At 67.5% G+C, this 16,964-nt stretch carries 14 protein-coding genes; 5 read left to right on the top strand and 9 right to left on the bottom strand.

From position 1 onward, the window contains the following. Positions 1 to 59: 59 nt before the first annotated feature. Entirely contained in the window at positions 60 to 374 is a 315-nt protein-coding gene (locus BYZ73_RS06475; RefSeq protein ID WP_075785030.1) for a bactofilin family protein, read from the top strand. A gap of 28 nt (positions 375 to 402) precedes the next feature. Here BYZ73_RS06475 and BYZ73_RS06470 read toward each other — a convergent pair whose 3' ends face one another. The 6 genes from BYZ73_RS06470 to BYZ73_RS06445 all read right to left on the bottom strand — a co-directional run bounded on the left by BYZ73_RS06470 (position 403) and on the right by BYZ73_RS06445 (position 7,300). Beyond that, on the bottom strand, positions 403 to 1,032 hold the full coding sequence (locus tag BYZ73_RS06470; protein ID WP_108024676.1) for a hypothetical protein: 630 nt from the start codon (positions 1,030 to 1,032) through the stop codon (positions 403 to 405). 173 nt (positions 1,033 to 1,205) lie between these two features. Continuing rightward, the gene (locus BYZ73_RS06465) at positions 1,206 to 1,919 is read right to left on the bottom strand and encodes a GNAT family N-acetyltransferase (protein WP_112315336.1); all 714 of its coding nucleotides are present in this window, start codon (positions 1,917 to 1,919) and stop codon (positions 1,206 to 1,208) included. Between the two features lie 352 nt (positions 1,920 to 2,271). Continuing rightward, positions 2,272 to 4,047, bottom strand: coding sequence for an aspartate--tRNA ligase (gene aspS / locus BYZ73_RS06460; RefSeq protein WP_112315335.1), 1,776 nt, complete (start codon positions 4,045 to 4,047; stop codon positions 2,272 to 2,274). A gap of 240 nt (positions 4,048 to 4,287) precedes the next feature. After that, positions 4,288 to 4,884, bottom strand: coding sequence for a bacteriochlorophyll 4-vinyl reductase (bchJ, locus tag BYZ73_RS06455; RefSeq protein ID WP_108024670.1), 597 nt, complete (start codon positions 4,882 to 4,884; stop codon positions 4,288 to 4,290). Between the two features lies 1 nt (position 4,885). Further along, positions 4,886 to 6,523 carry a magnesium-protoporphyrin IX monomethyl ester anaerobic oxidative cyclase gene (gene bchE, locus BYZ73_RS06450; RefSeq protein WP_108024668.1) on the bottom strand — a complete coding sequence of 546 codons (1,638 nt, stop codon included), beginning with the start codon at positions 6,521 to 6,523 and terminating at the stop codon, positions 4,886 to 4,888. A gap of 99 nt (positions 6,524 to 6,622) precedes the next feature. Continuing rightward, positions 6,623 to 7,300 (bottom strand): CPBP family intramembrane glutamic endopeptidase, encoded by a 678-nt coding sequence (locus BYZ73_RS06445; protein WP_108024666.1) that lies wholly within the window; start codon positions 7,298 to 7,300, stop codon positions 6,623 to 6,625. 373 nt (positions 7,301 to 7,673) lie between these two features. On the opposite strand from BYZ73_RS06445, the gene carB reads away from it, so the two are divergent. Beyond that, the gene (gene carB, locus BYZ73_RS06440) at positions 7,674 to 10,967 is read left to right on the top strand and encodes a carbamoyl-phosphate synthase large subunit (protein WP_112315334.1); all 3,294 of its coding nucleotides are present in this window, start codon (positions 7,674 to 7,676) and stop codon (positions 10,965 to 10,967) included. Positions 10,968 to 11,431: 464 nt separating this feature from the next. On the opposite strand, the gene rplT is transcribed toward carB, so the two are convergent. The 3 genes from rplT to pyk form a co-directional block, all read right to left on the bottom strand. Further along, on the bottom strand, positions 11,432 to 11,794 hold the full coding sequence (gene rplT / locus BYZ73_RS06435; RefSeq protein ID WP_042460507.1) for a 50S ribosomal protein L20: 363 nt from the start codon (positions 11,792 to 11,794) through the stop codon (positions 11,432 to 11,434). 14 nt (positions 11,795 to 11,808) lie between these two features. Next, entirely contained in the window at positions 11,809 to 12,009 is a 201-nt protein-coding gene (gene rpmI, locus BYZ73_RS06430) for a 50S ribosomal protein L35 (RefSeq protein WP_075785022.1), read from the bottom strand. A gap of 395 nt (positions 12,010 to 12,404) precedes the next feature. Further along, positions 12,405 to 13,850 carry a pyruvate kinase gene (gene pyk / locus BYZ73_RS06420; RefSeq protein ID WP_075785021.1) on the bottom strand — a complete coding sequence of 482 codons (1,446 nt, stop codon included), beginning with the start codon at positions 13,848 to 13,850 and terminating at the stop codon, positions 12,405 to 12,407. A gap of 144 nt (positions 13,851 to 13,994) precedes the next feature. On the opposite strand from pyk, the gene BYZ73_RS06415 reads away from it, so the two are divergent. The 3 genes from BYZ73_RS06415 to BYZ73_RS06405 all read left to right on the top strand — a co-directional run bounded on the left by BYZ73_RS06415 (position 13,995) and on the right by BYZ73_RS06405 (position 16,955). Next, a complete protein-coding gene (locus BYZ73_RS06415; protein WP_245943067.1) occupies positions 13,995 to 14,735 on the top strand; it encodes an N-formylglutamate amidohydrolase in 741 nt (246 codons plus the stop codon). A gap of 32 nt (positions 14,736 to 14,767) precedes the next feature. Continuing rightward, positions 14,768 to 15,085, top strand: coding sequence for a DUF1244 domain-containing protein (locus BYZ73_RS06410; RefSeq protein WP_112315331.1), 318 nt, complete (start codon positions 14,768 to 14,770; stop codon positions 15,083 to 15,085). Between the two features lie 229 nt (positions 15,086 to 15,314). Beyond that, a complete protein-coding gene (locus BYZ73_RS06405) occupies positions 15,315 to 16,955 on the top strand; it encodes a SulP family inorganic anion transporter (RefSeq protein ID WP_112315330.1) in 1,641 nt (546 codons plus the stop codon). The last annotated feature ends 9 nt before the right edge of the window (positions 16,956 to 16,964 follow it).

The following is a 16,964-nucleotide window of genomic DNA, read 5'->3' as shown; positions in this document are numbered from 1 at the left end:
CCGGCTCGAACCCGCCCCATTGAGGGGGCGCACAGAAGACCCAACGTGGAGCGGCACACATGGCCCAGGCAATCATCTCGGAAGACCTGACGATCGAGGGCGATCTCGTCGCCAAGGACAGCGCCGTGATCGTCAATGGCCGGGTCAAGGGCAACATCGCCGCCAAGGCGATCGAGATCAGCGCGACCGGACAGGTCACGGGCTCGCTCTCGGCCGAGACCGTCACCATCAGCGGCGAAATCTCGGGCCGGGTCACCTGCACCGACCTGGCGCTGTCGGCCACGGCGCGGGTTCAGGCCGACCTGACGGCCGAAAGCCTGACCTCGAGCAAGGGCGCGCGGGTTTCGGGCCGGGTCGAGATCACCGGCCGCTGACGCGCAACCTGAACGTCCGGGCGGGTCGTCAGGCCGCGATCGCGGACAGGGCGGGCAGCACCGGCTCGTCGAAACTGAGAAGCCCCAGCATCAGCGTCGCCTGCGCGTGCAGCGTGTCGCGCATATCCTCGACCGCGTCATGCGACCCGGGATGTTCCGACAGAAGCCGCAGATTGGACGACAAGGCCCGCGAGATGGGCTCGCCCGCGTGGCGCCGGGCCGCGATGTCGGCCTGCCAGTCGAGCGTGCGCAACATGTGGACATTGGCCCCCAGAATAAGCTCCAGCGCCCGGGGCGGGGCGGCGGCGTGGCGCAGGCTGCCGGCATGGGGCGTCAGCGCGCCATAGGCCAGAAGTCCCGGTGCCGACAGGATTTCCTCCAGCCGGAACAGATCCTGACGCGCCTCGGCCTCGAGATACCGGCCCGCAAGGCAGACCGGGCGCCCGTCCTCGCCCATGACCACCAGCGCCTCGGCCGGATGCCCGGTGAGCGAGCGTCGCCCGAAAGAGATGAACCGCTTGACGATACCGATGCACTCGCCCACCCGGGCGTCGTGCGCCCTGGGAAACAGATCGGCCAGCAAGGCACTTGCGCGCGCGCTGACCAGTCCGCGCGTCCATGCAAAAGGCACGGGCGCAATTTCTGCGACCTGGGTCATTTCACGTCCTGCTCGATTTTTTATCTGTTATGCAATTCAGGATAGAATTGCTTTAAATTTTCGAGCAAGCAGAAATTTCACGTCCGCGGGATAGACCGAAAGGTGTTGCAGCGGCGCCGCCCCGGCCGAACCGGGGCGGCCCGCCCGATGCCCGGCCTTGCGGCCTGTGGGCCTCAGAGGGCTTCGGGGTCGCGGGCGACCAGGATCGGCCGCGTCAGGTCGGACAGCCGCACGCGCTGCTGCCCGTCGGCGTCGAAATTGCCGGGGTCGAGCCAGGTCTCGTAGGCGGCTTTCAGCGCCGGCCATTCCGCGTCGATGGCGGCGAACCAGGCGGTGTCGCGGTTCCGCCCCTTGACCACCGTCGCCTGCCGGAAGACGCCCTCGTAGCTCAGCCCGTAGCGTTCCGCTGCCCGCCGCGAGGCCCGGTTCAGCGCATTGCATTTCCATTCGAGCCGCCGGTAGCCCAGCGCGAAGGCATGGCCGATCAGCAGCGTGACCGCCTCGGTCGCGGCTGGGCGCCGTTGCAGAGGGGCCGAGAAATTCACATGGCCGATCTCGATCGACCCGGCCTCGGGCGCGATCCTCAGATAACTGAGCACGCCCAGCGCCCGGCCCGACACCGCCTCGCGCACCGCGAAGAACAGCGGGTCCGGGCCCGAGGCGGCCTGCGCGATCCAGTCGGCCAGCGCGGCTTCGTCCGGGAAGGGGCCGTAAGGCAGATAGGTCCAGATCGAGGCATCGGCCTGATTGGCGGCGTGCAGCTCGGCGGCATGGTCGCGCGAGAGCGGCTCGAGCCGACAATAGCGTCCCGAAAGGCTGTCATGGGCGGGCCGGGGCGGCGGCGTCCAGCGGGCAAGCGGTGCGCCGAGGGGCAGGTTCTGGGTCATGGCAGGATCCTTTGCGCTTGCCTCCGGTCTAGCCCGGGCCCCGCGCGGGCAAAAGCCCGGAAACCGCCCCGGCTTTGGGACAGCCCGGCCCGAGTCCCGCCCCATTCGCCCGTTATCGAATTGGTAACGATTGACGACCTAGGATGAAGCATGATGATCGCACGTCTCAAGACGCTGATCGACCAGACCATCTTCTGGGGCGGCGCCACGTCCTTCACCGTGGCCGTCATCGGCACTCTCTGGCCGCTCTGATCCCCCCTGACGGCCGGACCCAAGTCTGAACGCACCACTCACGAAAAAGAAAAGGCCCCGGCAGAAACGCCAGGGCCTTTTCGATCGGCCCCGAGGGGCCTCACTCCTGCGGGATCACACGCAGAGAGAGGTCGCGAAGCTGGTCGTTGCTGGGCTCGGACGGCGCTCCCATCATCAGGTCCTCGGCGCGCTGGTTCATCGGGAACATGATGACCTCGCGGATGTTCAGCTCGTCCGCCAGCAGCATCACGATCCGGTCGATCCCGGCCGCGCAGCCGCCGTGGGGCGGCGGGCCGTAGCGGAAGGCGTTGACAAGGCTCGGGAAGCGCTTGCGCACCTCGTCCTCGGCATAGCCCGCCAGCGCGAAGGCCTTGAACATGATGTCCAGCCGGTGGTTCCGGATCGCGCCCGACACCAGTTCATAGCCGTTGCAGGCCAGGTCGTACTGATAGCCCCGCACCTTGAGCGGGTCGCCCTCCAGCGCCTCGATCCCGCCTTGCGGCATCGAGAAGGGGTTATGCTCGAAGTCGATGGCGCCGGTTTCGGCATCCTGCTCGTACATCGGGAAATCGACGATCCAGCAGAAGGCGAACCGGTCCTTGTCGGTCAGGCCCAGTTCGTCGCCGATGACGGTGCGCGCCTTGCCCGCGACGGTCTGGAAGGCCGAGGGCTTGCCGCCGAGGAAGAAGGCGGCGTCGCCCACGCCAAGGCCCAGCTGCTGGCGGATCGCATCGGTCCGCTCGGGGCCGATATTCTTGGCCAGCGGGCCCGCGGCTTCGGTCTGGCCATCGGTCTCGCGCCAGAAGATGTAGCCCATCCCGGGCAGCCCTTCCTTCTGGGCGAAAGCGTTCATCCGGTCGCAGAACTTGCGGCTGCCGCCGGTGGGCGCGGGAATCGCGCGGATCTCGGTGCCGTCCTGTTCCAGCAGTTTCGCGAAGATCGCGAAGCCCGAGCCGCGGAAATGTTCGCTGACGTCCTGCATCCTGATCGGGTTGCGCAGGTCGGGCTTGTCGGTGCCGTACCAGAGCGCCGCATCGGCATAGGAAATCTGCGGCCAGTCGGTATCGACCTTCCGGCCGCCGCCGAACTCCTCGAAGATGCCCGCGATCACCGGCTGGACGGTGTCGAACACGTCCTGCTGCTGCACGAAGCTCATTTCCAGGTCGAGCTGGTAGAAGTCGGTGGGCGAACGGTCGGCGCGCGGGTCCTCGTCGCGGAAACAGGGCGCGATCTGGAAATAGCGGTCGAAGCCCGAGACCATGATCAGCTGCTTGAAGATCTGCGGCGCCTGCGGCAGCGCGTAGAACTTGCCCGGATGCAGCCGCGAGGGCACCAGGAAGTCGCGCGCGCCCTCGGGGCTGGACGCGGTGATGATCGGCGTCTGGAATTCGCGGAAGCCCTTGTCCCACATCCGCCGCCGGATCGAGGCCACCACGTCCGAGCGCAGCGTCATGTTCGCCTGCATGCTCTCGCGGCGCAGGTCGAGATAGCGGTACCGCAGCCGGGTTTCCTCGGGGTAGTCCTGATCGCCGAACACCATCAGCGGCAGTTCCTCGGCCTGGCCCAGAACCTCCAGCTCGCGCACGAAGACCTCGACCTCGCCGGTCGGGATCTTGGCGTTCACAAGGCTTTCGTCGCGCGCCTTCACCACCCCGTCGATGCGGATGCACCATTCGGACCGCACCTTCTCGACATCGGCGAAAGCCGGGCTGTCGGGATCGGCCAGAACCTGGGTGATGCCGTAATGGTCGCGCAGGTCGATGAACAGGATACCGCCGTGATCTCGCACCCGATGGACCCAGCCCGACAGGCGCACGGTCTCGCCCACATGGGACTTGTTCAGGTCGGCGCAGGTATGGCTGCGATAGGCGTGCATCGGACGGTCCTCGGGGCTCGTGTCTCGGTTCGGGCCGATACACCCCCGATGGCCCCCGAAGTCAAGGGGAGCCGAGACGCAGCCGCCCCGCAGCCGCCGCTTTGTCCGCCCCGAAGCTCTCTGGCCAGCCCCCGGGCCTCGACGTCCGCCTCACGCCGCGCCGCCGCGCAGCGCGGTCCCCGTGAAAGCGCAAAGCGCCCGGCCGGATGGCCGGGCGCTTTGCCGTGTGACAGGCCCGATCTAGGGGCGCGCGATCTCGAACCGGCAAACGGCGCCGCCGCTGGCCGAACAGGTCAGTTCGCGGGTGCGCAGGCGCCGGTCGACGAGGGTCTGGAACAGCCGGTCGAACACCGCCTCATGCCAGACGCAGATCGGGTGCGGCGCGGTCTCGCCCCGGATCAGCGGGTTGTCGGTCAGCTCGAAGACCAGCGGCCGGGTCGACACGACCCGGAAGGCCCCCGACCCCGCGAAGGTCCAGCTGTGCTTGGCGATGGCTTTGGCCAGAACGGGCGCGGCCAGCGCGGGCGGCAGCAGCTTCAGCACCCGCTGTGCCATCGGCGGAATGCGATGGGCCAGGATATAGTCCCCGGTCCGCGCCCCGGCCTCGCGCAGCAACTCGGGCGCGCGGCCGGGCAGACGCTGGCGCAGCGCGCGGTGCATGGCCCCCGCCGGGCCCTCATCCATCAGCCCGGCATCGGACGGAGGGGCCGACAGCCCCGCCGCCCCGAGCATCTCGTCGCGCAGCGCGCCCCCGCCCGCCGCCTCCAGCACAGGCAGAAGCTGGAGCACGGCATTCGGTCCGATCCGGCCGGGACGGCCGGACAGGTCGTCCTTCATCTCAGACTTCTTCCATCTGCTGATCGCCGCCGCCGCAGGCCTTCACCTGCGAGGGATCGTCGGCGGGCATCTTGAAGCTCGTGTCCTTGGACTTGCGCCGGGCCGCGGCCTGGGCCGCGCGGTCGGCGTTAGATTCCCAGTCCTCGATCTGCGCGGCGGCAGGTTTGCGGGACATGTCGAAGTCGAAATGCACCTTGTCCTTCGATTGCGGACCCCAGTAGTTGTTCTTGCCAAGGTCATAGAAGGACCGGCCCACGCCCGCCTTGAGGAACGCCTTGAGGCAGCCCAGCAGATACCGGCGGCGGAAGCCGTTGCCGCGCCACGGGTAGTGGAACAGCGCCTTGCGCATGTAGAACCGGCGGTAGTTGTGCATCACCCGGTCCAGAAGCTGGGCACGGTCCATCGCCTCGGGCTTCATGATCGGGTTCACGAAGTTGTAGCGGCTGTAATCGAAGACCTCGACCTTGTTGTGCAGCTCCTGGAAGAGCGGCGTGAAGGGCCAGGGCGTGTACATCGCCCAGTTGGCGAGGTCAGGCTGCCAGTCCCAGCAGAGCTGGAAGGTCTCTTCCAGGGTTTCCTCGGTCTCGTTGTCCATGCCGACGATGAACTGGGCCTCGGTCAGGATGTCGGCCTCGCGCAGAAGCTGGATCGCGCGCTTGTTGTCCTCGACCCGGGTTTCCTTGTTGAACTGGTCGAGCTTCAGCTGTGCGGCCGCCTCGGTCCCGAGCGAGATATGGACGAGCCCCGCCTTGCGGTAGAAGGGCAGCAGTTCTTCGTCGCGCAGGATGTCGGTCACGCGGGTGTTGATGCCCCATTTGACCTTGTCGGGCAGGCCGCGGTCGATCAGCTCCTGACAGAAGGCGATGAACTTCTTGCGGTTGATGGTGGGTTCCTCGTCGGCGAGGATGAAGAAGCCCACCTTGTGGTTCACGACCAGATCCTCGATCTCGTCGACGACCTTCTTGGGATCGCGGATGCGGTAATCGCGCCAGAACTTCCATTGCGAGCAGAACGAACAGGTGAACGGGCAGCCCCGCGCCATGTTCGGGATCGCGACCCGGCAGTTCAGCGGGATGTAGATGTATTTCTCCCACTCGAGGATGGTCCAGTCGGGCTTGATCGAATCGACGTCCTTGATGGTGGGCGCGGCGGCCGTCGCCACGATCTCGTCGCCGTCAAGGAAGGCCAGGCCCTTGATCTCGCGCCGGTTCTCGGGCCATTTGCCGTCCCGGATCGCGTTCATCAGCTCGACCACGATCTCTTCGCCCTCGCCGCGCACGATGGCGTCGATCCAGGGCGCCTCCGACAGCACCTGCTTGAACATGAAGGTCGCGTGGATGCCGCCGAGGACACGGATCGCGTCGGGGACCTCTTCCTTGGCGATCTCAAGCAGCCGCTCGGCCGCGTAGATCGAGGGCGTGATCGAGGTCGACGCCACCACGTCGGGCTTCAGCGCCTTCAGCTGCTTGCGGATGTCGTCTTCCGAGATGTTGTTGGTCATCGCGTCGATGAACGTGATGTCGTCATATCCCGCAGTCCGCAGCGACCCGGTCAGATACGCGACCCAGGCCGGAGGCCAGTTGCCTGCGATCTCGGCGCCGCCGGACTTGTAGTTGGGATGAATAAAGACAATGCGCATGGATCGACTCCCCGTGTTTCGCGGGGGAACATGACACATCCCCTGTCAAGCTGACTTGACACAAGTCAAATCGCCGCCACGCGTCTTTCCGGGTCCGGTCTAAAACGGGCGCACCACATTTCCGGAATAGAAAAGGATGCCAAGCCCGCCGATGAACAGGATCCAGCCCGCCACCGCATGCAGCACCACCGCCAGCGGAAAATTCCGGCGCGCCTCATGGGCCCAGGCGAAGACGATTCCGCCCAGAAAGGTCAGGGCCGAGACCACCACGCTCCAGTACATCAGATGGGCAAGCGAGAAGACCGCGGCATTCAGCACGATCGCGTGCCTGAGGTCCGGCAGGATCGGTCCGTAGCGGCGGAAGAAGAGCGCCCGGAAGACGATTTCCTGCGGCAGCGCCGAAAGCGGCGGATAGAATAGCAGAATCGAGCCCAGAAGCGCCGGGTTGGTCCGCACCAGCGCCAGCGCCTCCTGCGGGACCACCAGCATCGTCAAGGGACCGACGATCAGGGTCGTGACCGCCGAAAAGCCCAGCACCAGCCAGGGGTCGATCCGACCGAGTCCGCGGATCAGATCGGACCAGCGGAAGCCTTCGGTGACCTGCAACAGCAAGAGCCCCATGGCGGTCAGGCTCAGCAGCACCGGAAACAGCGCCTGCGGCGGCATCAGCAGCGCCATCCCGAGCGGCGTCAACAGATAGAACACCACGAATTCCCCCCAGAGACGGCCCCGGCTGGGGACGCGGGTTTCAAGGGAAAGATCGAGTGTCCAGGCCATTCCTGTCTCCTTTCGCAAGATCGCGGTCGGCCCCTTGCGCGCCGGGCCGCAGCCGACAGCCGCCCCGCCCGCGATCCCGGCCACAAAAGATAGCGCAGGACCCGGGCGTCACAGGGGCGGCCCTCCGGCAGTATGCAGGCAGATCGTTCACAAATGCGGTAACGCCCCGGAGGTTCCGCAACGCCCGGCAAGACTGCCGCCCGCAGCCGGTTTTCCGCCATTTGCCTGCGCCCGCCGCGCTCTACGGGCGCGCCCCCGCACCCGGTCCGGCCCCGCAAGGACCGGCACGTGCCGAATTTCCCCTCTCCTGCCCTTGCGCCCCAAGGCCGCTTGGCTATAACGCCCAGCAATTTGCGCAAACTGAGGGCGGGACATGCCGAAGAGAACCGATATCAAGTCCATCATGATCATCGGCGCAGGTCCCATCATCATCGGGCAGGCCTGCGAGTTCGATTATTCCGGTGCCCAGGCCTGCAAGGCGCTGCGCGAGGAAGGCTACCGGGTCATCCTGGTCAACTCGAACCCGGCCACGATCATGACCGACCCGGGTCTGGCCGACGCCACCTATATCGAGCCGATCACCCCCGAGGTCGTCGCCAAGATCATCGAGAAGGAGCGCCCCGACGCGCTGCTGCCGACGATGGGCGGGCAGACCGGGCTGAACACCTCGCTCAAGCTGGCCGACATGGGCGTGCTGCACAAATACGGGGTCGAGCTGATCGGCGCCAACCGCGCCGCCATCGAGATGGCCGAGGACCGCAAGCTGTTCCGCGAGGCGATGGACCGGATCGGGCTGGAAAACCCCAAGGCCGTGATCGCCAACACCATGGACGAATGCATGGCCGCGCTGGAACATGTGGGCCTGCCCGCGATCATCCGGCCCGCCTTCACGCTGGGCGGCACCGGCGGCGGCGTCGCCTATAACCGGCAGGAATTCGAGTATTACTGCAAAAGCGGGCTCGACGCCTCGCCGGTCAGCCAGATCCTGATCGACGAAAGCCTGCTGGGCTGGAAGGAATTCGAGATGGAGGTCGTCCGCGACAAGGCGGACAACGCGATCATCGTCTGCGCCATCGAGAATGTCGATCCGATGGGCGTGCATACCGGCGACTCGATCACCGTGGCCCCTGCCCTGACGCTGACCGACAAGGAATACCAGATCATGCGCAACGGCTCGATTGCCGTCCTGCGCGAGATCGGGGTCGAGACCGGCGGGTCGAACGTGCAATGGGCGATCAACCCCGCAGACGGCCGCATGGTGGTGATCGAGATGAACCCGCGGGTGTCGCGGTCCTCGGCGCTGGCCTCGAAGGCCACCGGCTTCCCGATCGCCAAGATCGCTGCGAAACTCGCCGTGGGCTACACGCTGGACGAGCTGGACAACGACATCACCAAGGTCACGCCCGCAAGCTTCGAGCCGACCATCGACTATGTCGTGACCAAGATCCCGCGCTTTGCCTTCGAGAAATTCCCGGGCTCGAAAGCGGAACTGACCACCGCGATGAAATCGGTGGGCGAAGCCATGGCCATCGGCCGTACCATCCACGAATCGCTGCAGAAAGCGCTGGCCTCGCTGGAAACCGGCCTGACCGGCTTCGACGAGATCGAGATCCCCGGCGCGCCCGACCGCGCCCAGATCGTGGCCGCGCTGACCCGGCAGACCCCGGACCGGCTGCGGATCGTGGCCCAGGCGATGCGCCATGGCCTCAGCGACGAGGACATCCACGCCGCGACAAGCTACGACCCCTGGTTCCTCGCCCGCATCCGCGAGATCGTCGATGCCGAGGCCCGGGTCCGCAAGGAGGGCCTGCCGGTCACCGAAGCCGGCCTGCGCCAGCTCAAGATGCTGGGCTTCACCGATGCGCGTCTGGCCAGGCTCAGCGGCCGCGACGAGGATCAGGTGCGCCGCGCCCGCGACAATCTGGGGGTCCATGCGGTCTTCAAGCGGATCGACACCTGCGCCGCCGAATTCGAGGCGCAGACGCCCTACATGTATTCGACCTACGAAACCCCGGTGATGGGCGAGACCGAATGCGAGGCCCGCCCCTCGGGCCGCAAGAAGGTGGTGATCCTCGGCGGCGGCCCGAACCGGATCGGTCAGGGGATCGAGTTCGACTATTGCTGCTGTCATGCCTGCTTCGCGCTGACCGAAGCCGGGTATGAGACCATCATGATCAACTGCAACCCGGAAACCGTCTCGACCGACTATGACACCTCGGACCGGCTTTATTTCGAGCCGCTGACCTTCGAGCATGTGATGGAGATCCTGCGGGTCGAGAAGATGGCGGGCACGCTGCATGGCGTGATCGTGCAGTTCGGCGGGCAGACGCCGCTGAAGCTTGCGAATGCGCTGGAAGAGGCGGGCATCCCGATCCTCGGGACCACGCCCGACGCCATCGACCTGGCCGAAGACCGCGAGCGGTTCCAGGCACTGGTGAATAGGCTCGGCCTCAAGCAACCGAAAAACGCCATCGCCCATTCCGCCAAGGCCGCCCTCGAAGCCGCCGGAGAGATCGGCTATCCGCTGGTGATCCGGCCCTCTTACGTGCTGGGCGGCCGCGCCATGGAGATCGTCCGCGACACGCCCCAGCTGCAACGCTACATCAACGAGGCCGTGGTGGTGTCGGGCAAGTCGCCGGTGCTGCTCGACAGCTATCTTTCCGGCGCGACCGAGGTCGATGTCGATGCGCTGTGCGATGGCGAAAAGGTCCATGTCGCGGGCATCATGGAACATATCGAAGAGGCCGGCGTCCATTCCGGCGACAGTGCCTGCTGTCTGCCGCCGCACCGTCTGTCTGACGACATCCTGGCCGAGCTGAAACGCCAGACCGAGGCGCTGGCGCTGGGGCTCGGCGTCGTCGGGCTGATGAACGTGCAATTCGCGGTCAAGGACGGCGAGATCTACCTGATCGAGGTGAACCCGCGTGCCAGCCGCACGGTGCCCTTCGTGGCCAAGGCGACCGACAGCGCCATCGCCTCGATCGCGGCGCGGCTGATGGCGGGCGAGAAGCTGTCTGCCTTCCCGCTGCGCGCGCCCTACCCGGCCGATACCGACCCCGACACGCCGCTGCCGATGGCCGACCCGATGTCGCTGGCCGATCTGCGGACGCCCTGGTTCTCGGTCAAGGAGGCGGTGATGCCCTTCGCCCGCTTCCCCGGCGTCGACACGCTGCTTGGCCCGGAAATGCGCTCGACCGGCGAGGTCATGGGCTGGGACCGGTCCTTCCCGCGCGCCTTCCTCAAGGCGCAACTCGGCGCCGGATCGGACCTGCCGCGCGAAGGTCAGGTCTTCCTGTCGATCAAGGATGCCGACAAGACGCCCGAGCTGGTCGAAACCGCCCAGATCCTGCTGGCGCTTGGCTTCCGCATTCTCGCAACGCGCGGCACGGCCAGTTTCCTGGCCGAAAGCGGGATCGAGACGACGCTGGTGAACAAGGCCTATGAGGGCGGACGCACCATTGTCGACGTGATGAAGGACGGGCTGGTGCAGCTGGTGATGAACACCACCGAGGGCAACCGCGCGGTCGAGGACAGCCGCTCGATCCGCAACGTGGCGCTGATGGACCGCATCCCCTATTTCACCACCGCCGCGGCCAGCCATGCCGCCGCCCTGGCGATGAAATCGCGTGAAGAAGGCGAAATCGGGGTGCGCAGCCTGCAAGGCTGACGCGCCCCGCGCCCGCGCAAACGGACCCTCGGTCGACTTCGCGCTCGACCGAGGCCTTGTGCTTTGCCCGGACCGCCCCGGACCGGCGTTTCGGCGCCGGGGCCAGACCTTTTCAGGCAGGCTGTGTGGTCAGGTCTCTCGTCCGCCTCGCGCGGCGGGGGCCGCGGCATCTCACGCTCGCCAGCCACGTTCTGACGGTGGGGGGAATGCGGCGCCGGTCAGGGCACGAGCGCGCATCCGTCGTCAGGCGCCCGCCCCTTCCCTGATGAGCCTGCCATTCGGGTGACACGCGCCACGAGCGCGTCAGGACGGCCCGGCCGCCCCTCCCATGCCCCCAACACAAGAAAAAGGCCGCGCAAGCAACCTTGCACGGCCTTCCTGTCTTTTTCGACCCCAGACCGCCGCCTGCATCAGGCGCGGCCTGTTGGACTGACCGGAGGTCTCGGACCCCGGATCGCGCGGCCTCAGGCCAGCGCGGCCTTGGCTTTCTCGACGATGGCACCGAAGGCTTCGGGCTCGTTCACCGCCAGATCGGCCAGAACCTTGCGGTCGACCTCGATCCCGGCAACGGCCAGCGCGTTGATGAAGCGCGAATAGGTCAGCGACTCGTCATGGGCGCGAACGGCCGCGTTGATCCGCTGGATCCACAGCGCGCGGAAGTTGCGCTTGCGCTGCTTGCGGTCGCGGGTCGCGTACTGGTTGGCCTTGTCGACGGCCTGGGTGGCGGTGCGGAAGGCATTGCCGCGGCGGCCGTAATAGCCTTTCGCAGCCTTGATGACCTTCTTGTGACGGGCGTGGGTGGTGGTGCCGCCTTTGACTCGGGACATGGATCAGGCCTCCGTTAGCGCGAATAGGGCATGTAGGACTTGGCGAGCTTCTCGTCCGGAGCCGAGAGCATCGTCGTCCCGCGCGCGTCGCGGATGAACTTGGTGGTCCGCTTGATCATGCCGTGGCGTTTGCCGGCCTGACCCGCCTTGACCCGGCCGGTGGCCGTGACCTTGAAGCGCTTCTTGGCGCTCGACTTGGTTTTCATCTTGGGCATTTCCGTCTCCTTTCGGGCGGTGAAGGCGCGACTCGGCATGCCACAACGGCCGGTCGCACCAGGTGAGTGGCGAGCGTATAGAAAGCCCGGGGCCTGCATGCAAGGAGAAATCGCCTCGGGTCCTGTCGCGATGGACGACCCGGGCCACCACATCGGGCCCCCTCTCCGGCGTGTCGCCGCGAGGGGGCTCGCCGCCGATCATCACCGGACTGGCCGCGGCGCGCAGTCGTCGGCCACGGCTGCGAAAAGCGCCGGAATCGCCATCGGTCCGATGGCAATCCCGATCACGAAAAAGGGGGCGGATCGCCTGCCGGCTTGGAACAGCTCCGCGCCCCGGGACCACGCCCGGGGCCGGTTTTCGGGGGCCAAGTGTTCCGCGCGCCGGTGAACCGGCCCTATTCGGGCTCCAGATTGAAGATCAGCCGCTCTTCGCAGGGCGCCACCCGCAGGATGTTGGTCGATCCGGGGATGTTGAAGGGCAGACCGGCGATCACGATGATCTTGTCCTCGCCCTCGCCATAGCCGCCCGCCCGCGCCGCGCGGGCGGCGCTGACCACGGCCATTTTGAACCGCTCGACCTTCTCGTTGTAATAGCAGTTGATGCCCCAGCTGAGGCACAGCCGCCGCCCCGTCGCCGGAAACGGGGTCAGCGCCAGGATCGGCACGCGCGGCCGTTCGCGCGAGGTCTTGAGCGCGGTCGTCCCGGATTCGGTAAAGCAGCAGATCGCCTTGATGTCGGTCGTCTCGGCGATCTCGCGCGCGGCGGACACGATGCCGTCGGCCACGGTCGAACGTTCGGCCTGGCGGCTGGCCTCGATCACCGAACGGTAGGTCGGGTCGCTTTCGACCTCGACCGCGACATTGTCCATCATCGTCACCGCCTCGACCGGGTAGCGCCCGGCGGCGGATTCGGCCGACAGCATCACCGCGTCCGCCCCCTCGTAAATCGCCGAGGCCACGTCGGACACCTCGGCCCGGGTCGGCATCGGGCTTTCGATCATCGATTCCAGCATCTGCGTCGCCACGATCACCGGCTTGGCCGCCGCCCGGCAGGAGCGCACCAGACGTTTCTGGATCGGCGGCACGCTTTGCACCGGCAACTCGACCCCCAGATCGCCGCGGGCGACCATGATGCCGTCCGAGACCGCAAGGATCGCGTCGAAGGCCTTCACCGCCGCGGGCTTCTCGATCTTCGACAGGATCGCGGCGCGCGTGCCCACGATCTCGCGCGCCTCGATCACATCCTCGGGCCGCTGAACGAAGCTGAGCGCGACCCAGTCGACGCCGAGATCCAGCGCGAAATGCAGATCGTCGCGGTCCTTTTCCGACAGCGCCGCCAGCGGCAACACCACATCGGGCACGTTCACGCCCTTGCGGTTCGAGATGGTGCCGCCGACGATCACTTCGCAATCGGCGAAGTCGGGGCCATGGTCCTTCACCCGAAGCCGCAGCTTGCCGTCATTGACCAGAAGCGTCGCGCCGGGTTCCAGCGCGTCGAAGATTTCCTTGTGGGGCAGTTGCACCCGATGCGCCTCGCCCGGGGTCGGGTCGAGATCGAAGCGAAAGATCTGTCCGTCTTCCAGTTCGGCCGCGCCGTTGGCGAACTGCCCGCAGCGCAGCTTGGGCCCCTGCAGGTCGGCGAGGATCGCGATCGGGCGGCCGGTATCCGCCTCGATCTGGCGGATCGTCGCGTGGCGCTGCGCGATTTCCTCGTGGCTCCCATGGCTCATGTTCAGCCGGAACACATCGGCCCCGGCCTCGAACAGCGCCCGGATCGTCGGGTAGTCGTTCGAGGACGGCCCCAGCGTGGCCACGATCTTGAGGTTGCGTAGACGTCTCATCCTGCCCTATCTGTCTTCAGATGACCCATGCGCAGTATGCGCCGGTGTACAATCTCTCCTTCTAGGCCGAAGCCCTCGGCGAGACAACTGGCACCTGTGTAAGGGTCTGCGCAAAAGGATGTGACGCGAAAAGGTGACATGTCGATGAACGACCGGCCATTCGAGACCGTGGGCGAGGCGCGCGGCGGACGCTGGCTGGTCACCTGCGATCATGCCACCAACATCGTGCCGCCCTGCGTGAACGGCGGCAGCCTCGGGATCTCGCCGGCCGACATGGTCCGCCACATCGCCTGGGACCCGGGCGCCGCCGGCGTGGCCCGGGCGGTGGCCGAGGCGCTCGATGCGCCGCTGGTGCTCAGCCGCTTCTCGCGGCTGGTGATCGACCCGAACCGGGGCGAGGACGACCCGACCCTGGTGATGCGGGTCTATGACGGCACCGTGATCCCCGCGAACCGCGCCATCGCCGAGGCCGAGATCGACCGCCGCATCCGGACCTTCTGGCGGCCCTATCACACCGAGGTCGCGCGGCTTGCGGCGCGGCGGCCCGATACGGTCCTGCTGGCCATCCACAGCTTCACGCCGCAACTGAAGGGGCGTCCGCCCCGGCCCTGGCAGATCGGCATCCTGCATGCCGCCGACGACCGGCTGGCCCGGCCGCTGATCGCGCGGCTGCGCGCCGAGCCCGATCTTTGCGTGGGCGAGAACGAGCCCTATGGCGGCCATCTGCCGGGCGATTCCGTCGACCGCCATGCCGAGGCCTTCGGCCGGCCGAACGTGCTGATCGAGCTGCGCAACGACGTCATCGCCTTGCCCGCCGATCAGGCCGCCTGGGGCGCGCGGCTGGCCCCGATCCTGACGGCCGCACTGGCCGAGACCGGCGCCTGAACGCCGCCCGCCCACCGCAAAGGGAGCCCCCCATGGACGACGCCACCCGCACCGAAATCGAGGCCGCCGCCTTCCGGCGGCTCCGGCGCCACCTGATGGAGGACCGGCCCGAGGTCCAGAACATCGACCTGATGACCCTGGCCGGGTTCTGCCGCAACTGCCTGTCGCGCTGGATGGCCGAGGCCGCCGCCGAGCGCGGCGTCGCACTGACCGAGGCCGAGGCGCGCGAGGCCTTCTATGGCATGCCCTATGCCGAGTGGAAGGCCGCCCATCAGACCGAGGCGAGCCCCGAACAGAAGGCGGCCTTCGACAGAGCCTTCGCCGCCAATGTCGGCCCGCGCAAGGACTGACCCGCCCGGCCCCGGACGCGGCGGTCGCCCCTGTCGTCCCCCGTGTCCCTGGCCCACGGCTGCCGGTCAGCGGACCTCGTTGCCAGAGGCAACGCAAGAAAGCGGTCGCATTCGCCCCCCGGATCGGGAGTAGACTGCGCCGCGACTCATGACACCGCCTTGCCGGGCGCGCCTCTTCGGGCGCGGGCCGTCCATTGGTGCCGCGACCCGAGACCGACGGAGGCAGACGATGACCCCAACCAGCGGCCCGATGCTGCAATTCACCCCGAAGCTTCTGACCGTTCTGGCCGAGGGCTACGGGCTGCGCGTCTTCCGCGCCGATCTGGTGGCCGGGCTGACCGTGGCGGTGGTGGCGCTGCCCCTGTCGCTGGCCATCGCCATCGCCTCGGGCGTGCCGCCGGATCGCGGCCTGATCACCGCCATCGTCGGCGGCTTTCTGGTCTCGGCGCTGGGGGGCAGCCGGTTCCAGATCGGCGGCCCGGCGGGGGCCTTCATCGTGCTGGTGCTGGCGACGGTCCAGCGCCACGGGCTGGACGGGCTGGCGCTTGCGACCTTCCTGTCGGGGATCTTCCTTGCCCTGGCCGGCGCGCTCCGGCTGGGGAGTTTCGTCAAGTTCATCCCCTACCCCGTCACCGTGGGCTTCACCGCCGGGATCGGCGTCATCATCCTCGCCAGCCAGATGCGACCGTTTCTGGGGCTGACCCTCGACGGCCCCGAACCCGGCCCCTTCCTCGAAAAGATTCCCGCGCTCTGGGCCGCGCTGCCGACGCTGAGCCTTCTGGATCTGGCGATGGGGATCGGCACCTTCGGTTTCATCCTCGTCCAGCGCCGCCATGCGCCGCGCTTTCCGGGCATGCTGATGGCGATCGCTCTGGCGGGGCTGACGGTGTGGCTGTTCAAGCTGCCGGTGCCCACCATCGGCAGCGCCTATGGCGGCATCGCCTCCGGCCTGCCCGCGCCGCATCTGCCGCCGCTGGGGCTCGACAAGATCCGCGCCGTCCTGCCCGACGCGCTGGCCTTCACCCTTCTGGGCGCGATTGAGTCGCTTCTGTCGGCCGTTGTCGCGGATTCGATGACCGGGCGGCGGCACCGGTCGAACGCGGAACTGATCGGACAGGGCGCGGCCAACATGGCCTCGGCCTGTTTCGGAGGCTTTTGCGTCACCGGCACCATCGCCCGGACCGCCACCAATGTGCGGGCGGGCGCCCATGGGCCGGTCGCGGGCATGATCCATGCGCTGGCGCTTCTGGGCATGGTGCTGCTGCTGGCGCCGCTCGCCTCGGCCATTCCGCTGGCGGCGCTGGCGGGGGTGCTGGTCTCGGTCTCGCTGCACATGATCGACCTTCGCGCGATCCGGACGCTCGCGCGCACCGCCCGGGCCGAGGTCGTGGTGCTGCTGGCAACGCTCGCGATGACCGTGCTGCGCGACCTGACAGAGGCCATCGTGACCGGCCTTGCGCTGGGTGCGCTGGTCTTCCTGCACCGGCTGGCCCAGATGAGCGGGGTCGACGCGATGCTGGACGAGACCGACACCGAAAGCCGCCCCGAGGATCGCGGCCAGAGCCGCCAGACCGTGGTGCTGCGCCTGACCGGAGCCTATTTCTTCGGCTCGGCCCCGGTGATCGAAAGCGTGCTCGACCGGATCGCGGCACGGCCGCGCCACCTGATCCTCGACATGGCCGATGTGCCGCTGCTGGACATGACCGGCGCGCACAGCCTGACGGGCTTCGTGCGCAAGGCACTCGATCAGGGGATGGCGGTGACGCTGGCGGGCACACGGCCGCCGCATATGACGATGCTGCAGGCGGCGGGCCTGCCCGCGGAGACCCGGACCGCACCCGATGTGTCGGCCGCCCGGGCTGCGGCCTGACCCCTCGGG

Origin of the sequence: Rhodovulum viride, assembly GCF_003265965.1 — a bacterium.
In the GTDB taxonomy this organism is placed as follows: Bacteria; Pseudomonadota; Alphaproteobacteria; order Rhodobacterales; family Rhodobacteraceae; genus Rhodovulum; species Rhodovulum kholense.
Note: the sequence above shows the minus strand (reverse complement) of the source record. Positions and strands in the feature narration are given on the sequence as shown.

Bases quoted from the DNA above. Each gene is read 5' to 3' on its own strand.
- BYZ73_RS06475 (WP_075785030.1), top strand. From the start codon at position 60: ATGGCCCAGGCAATCATCTCGGAAGACCTGACGATCGAGGGCGATCTC.
- BYZ73_RS06470 (WP_108024676.1), bottom strand. From the start codon at position 1,032: ATGACCCAGGTCGCAGAAATTGCGCCCGTGCCTTTTGCATGGACGCGC.
- BYZ73_RS06465 (WP_112315336.1), bottom strand. From the start codon at position 1,919: ATGACCCAGAACCTGCCCCTCGGCGCACCGCTTGCCCGCTGGACGCCG.
- aspS (WP_112315335.1), bottom strand. From the start codon at position 4,047: ATGCACGCCTATCGCAGCCATACCTGCGCCGACCTGAACAAGTCCCAT.
- bchJ (WP_108024670.1), bottom strand. From the start codon at position 4,884: ATGAAGGACGACCTGTCCGGCCGTCCCGGCCGGATCGGACCGAATGCC.
- bchE (WP_108024668.1), bottom strand. From the start codon at position 6,523: ATGCGCATTGTCTTTATTCATCCCAACTACAAGTCCGGCGGCGCCGAG.
- BYZ73_RS06445 (WP_108024666.1), bottom strand. From the start codon at position 7,300: ATGGCCTGGACACTCGATCTTTCCCTTGAAACCCGCGTCCCCAGCCGG.
- carB (WP_112315334.1), top strand. From the start codon at position 7,674: ATGCCGAAGAGAACCGATATCAAGTCCATCATGATCATCGGCGCAGGT.
- rplT (WP_042460507.1), bottom strand. From the start codon at position 11,794: ATGTCCCGAGTCAAAGGCGGCACCACCACCCACGCCCGTCACAAGAAG.
- rpmI (WP_075785022.1), bottom strand. From the start codon at position 12,009: ATGCCCAAGATGAAAACCAAGTCGAGCGCCAAGAAGCGCTTCAAGGTC.
- pyk (WP_075785021.1), bottom strand. From the start codon at position 13,850: ATGAGACGTCTACGCAACCTCAAGATCGTGGCCACGCTGGGGCCGTCC.
- BYZ73_RS06415 (WP_245943067.1), top strand. From the start codon at position 13,995: ATGAACGACCGGCCATTCGAGACCGTGGGCGAGGCGCGCGGCGGACGC.
- BYZ73_RS06410 (WP_112315331.1), top strand. From the start codon at position 14,768: ATGGACGACGCCACCCGCACCGAAATCGAGGCCGCCGCCTTCCGGCGG.
- BYZ73_RS06405 (WP_112315330.1), top strand. From the start codon at position 15,315: ATGACCCCAACCAGCGGCCCGATGCTGCAATTCACCCCGAAGCTTCTG.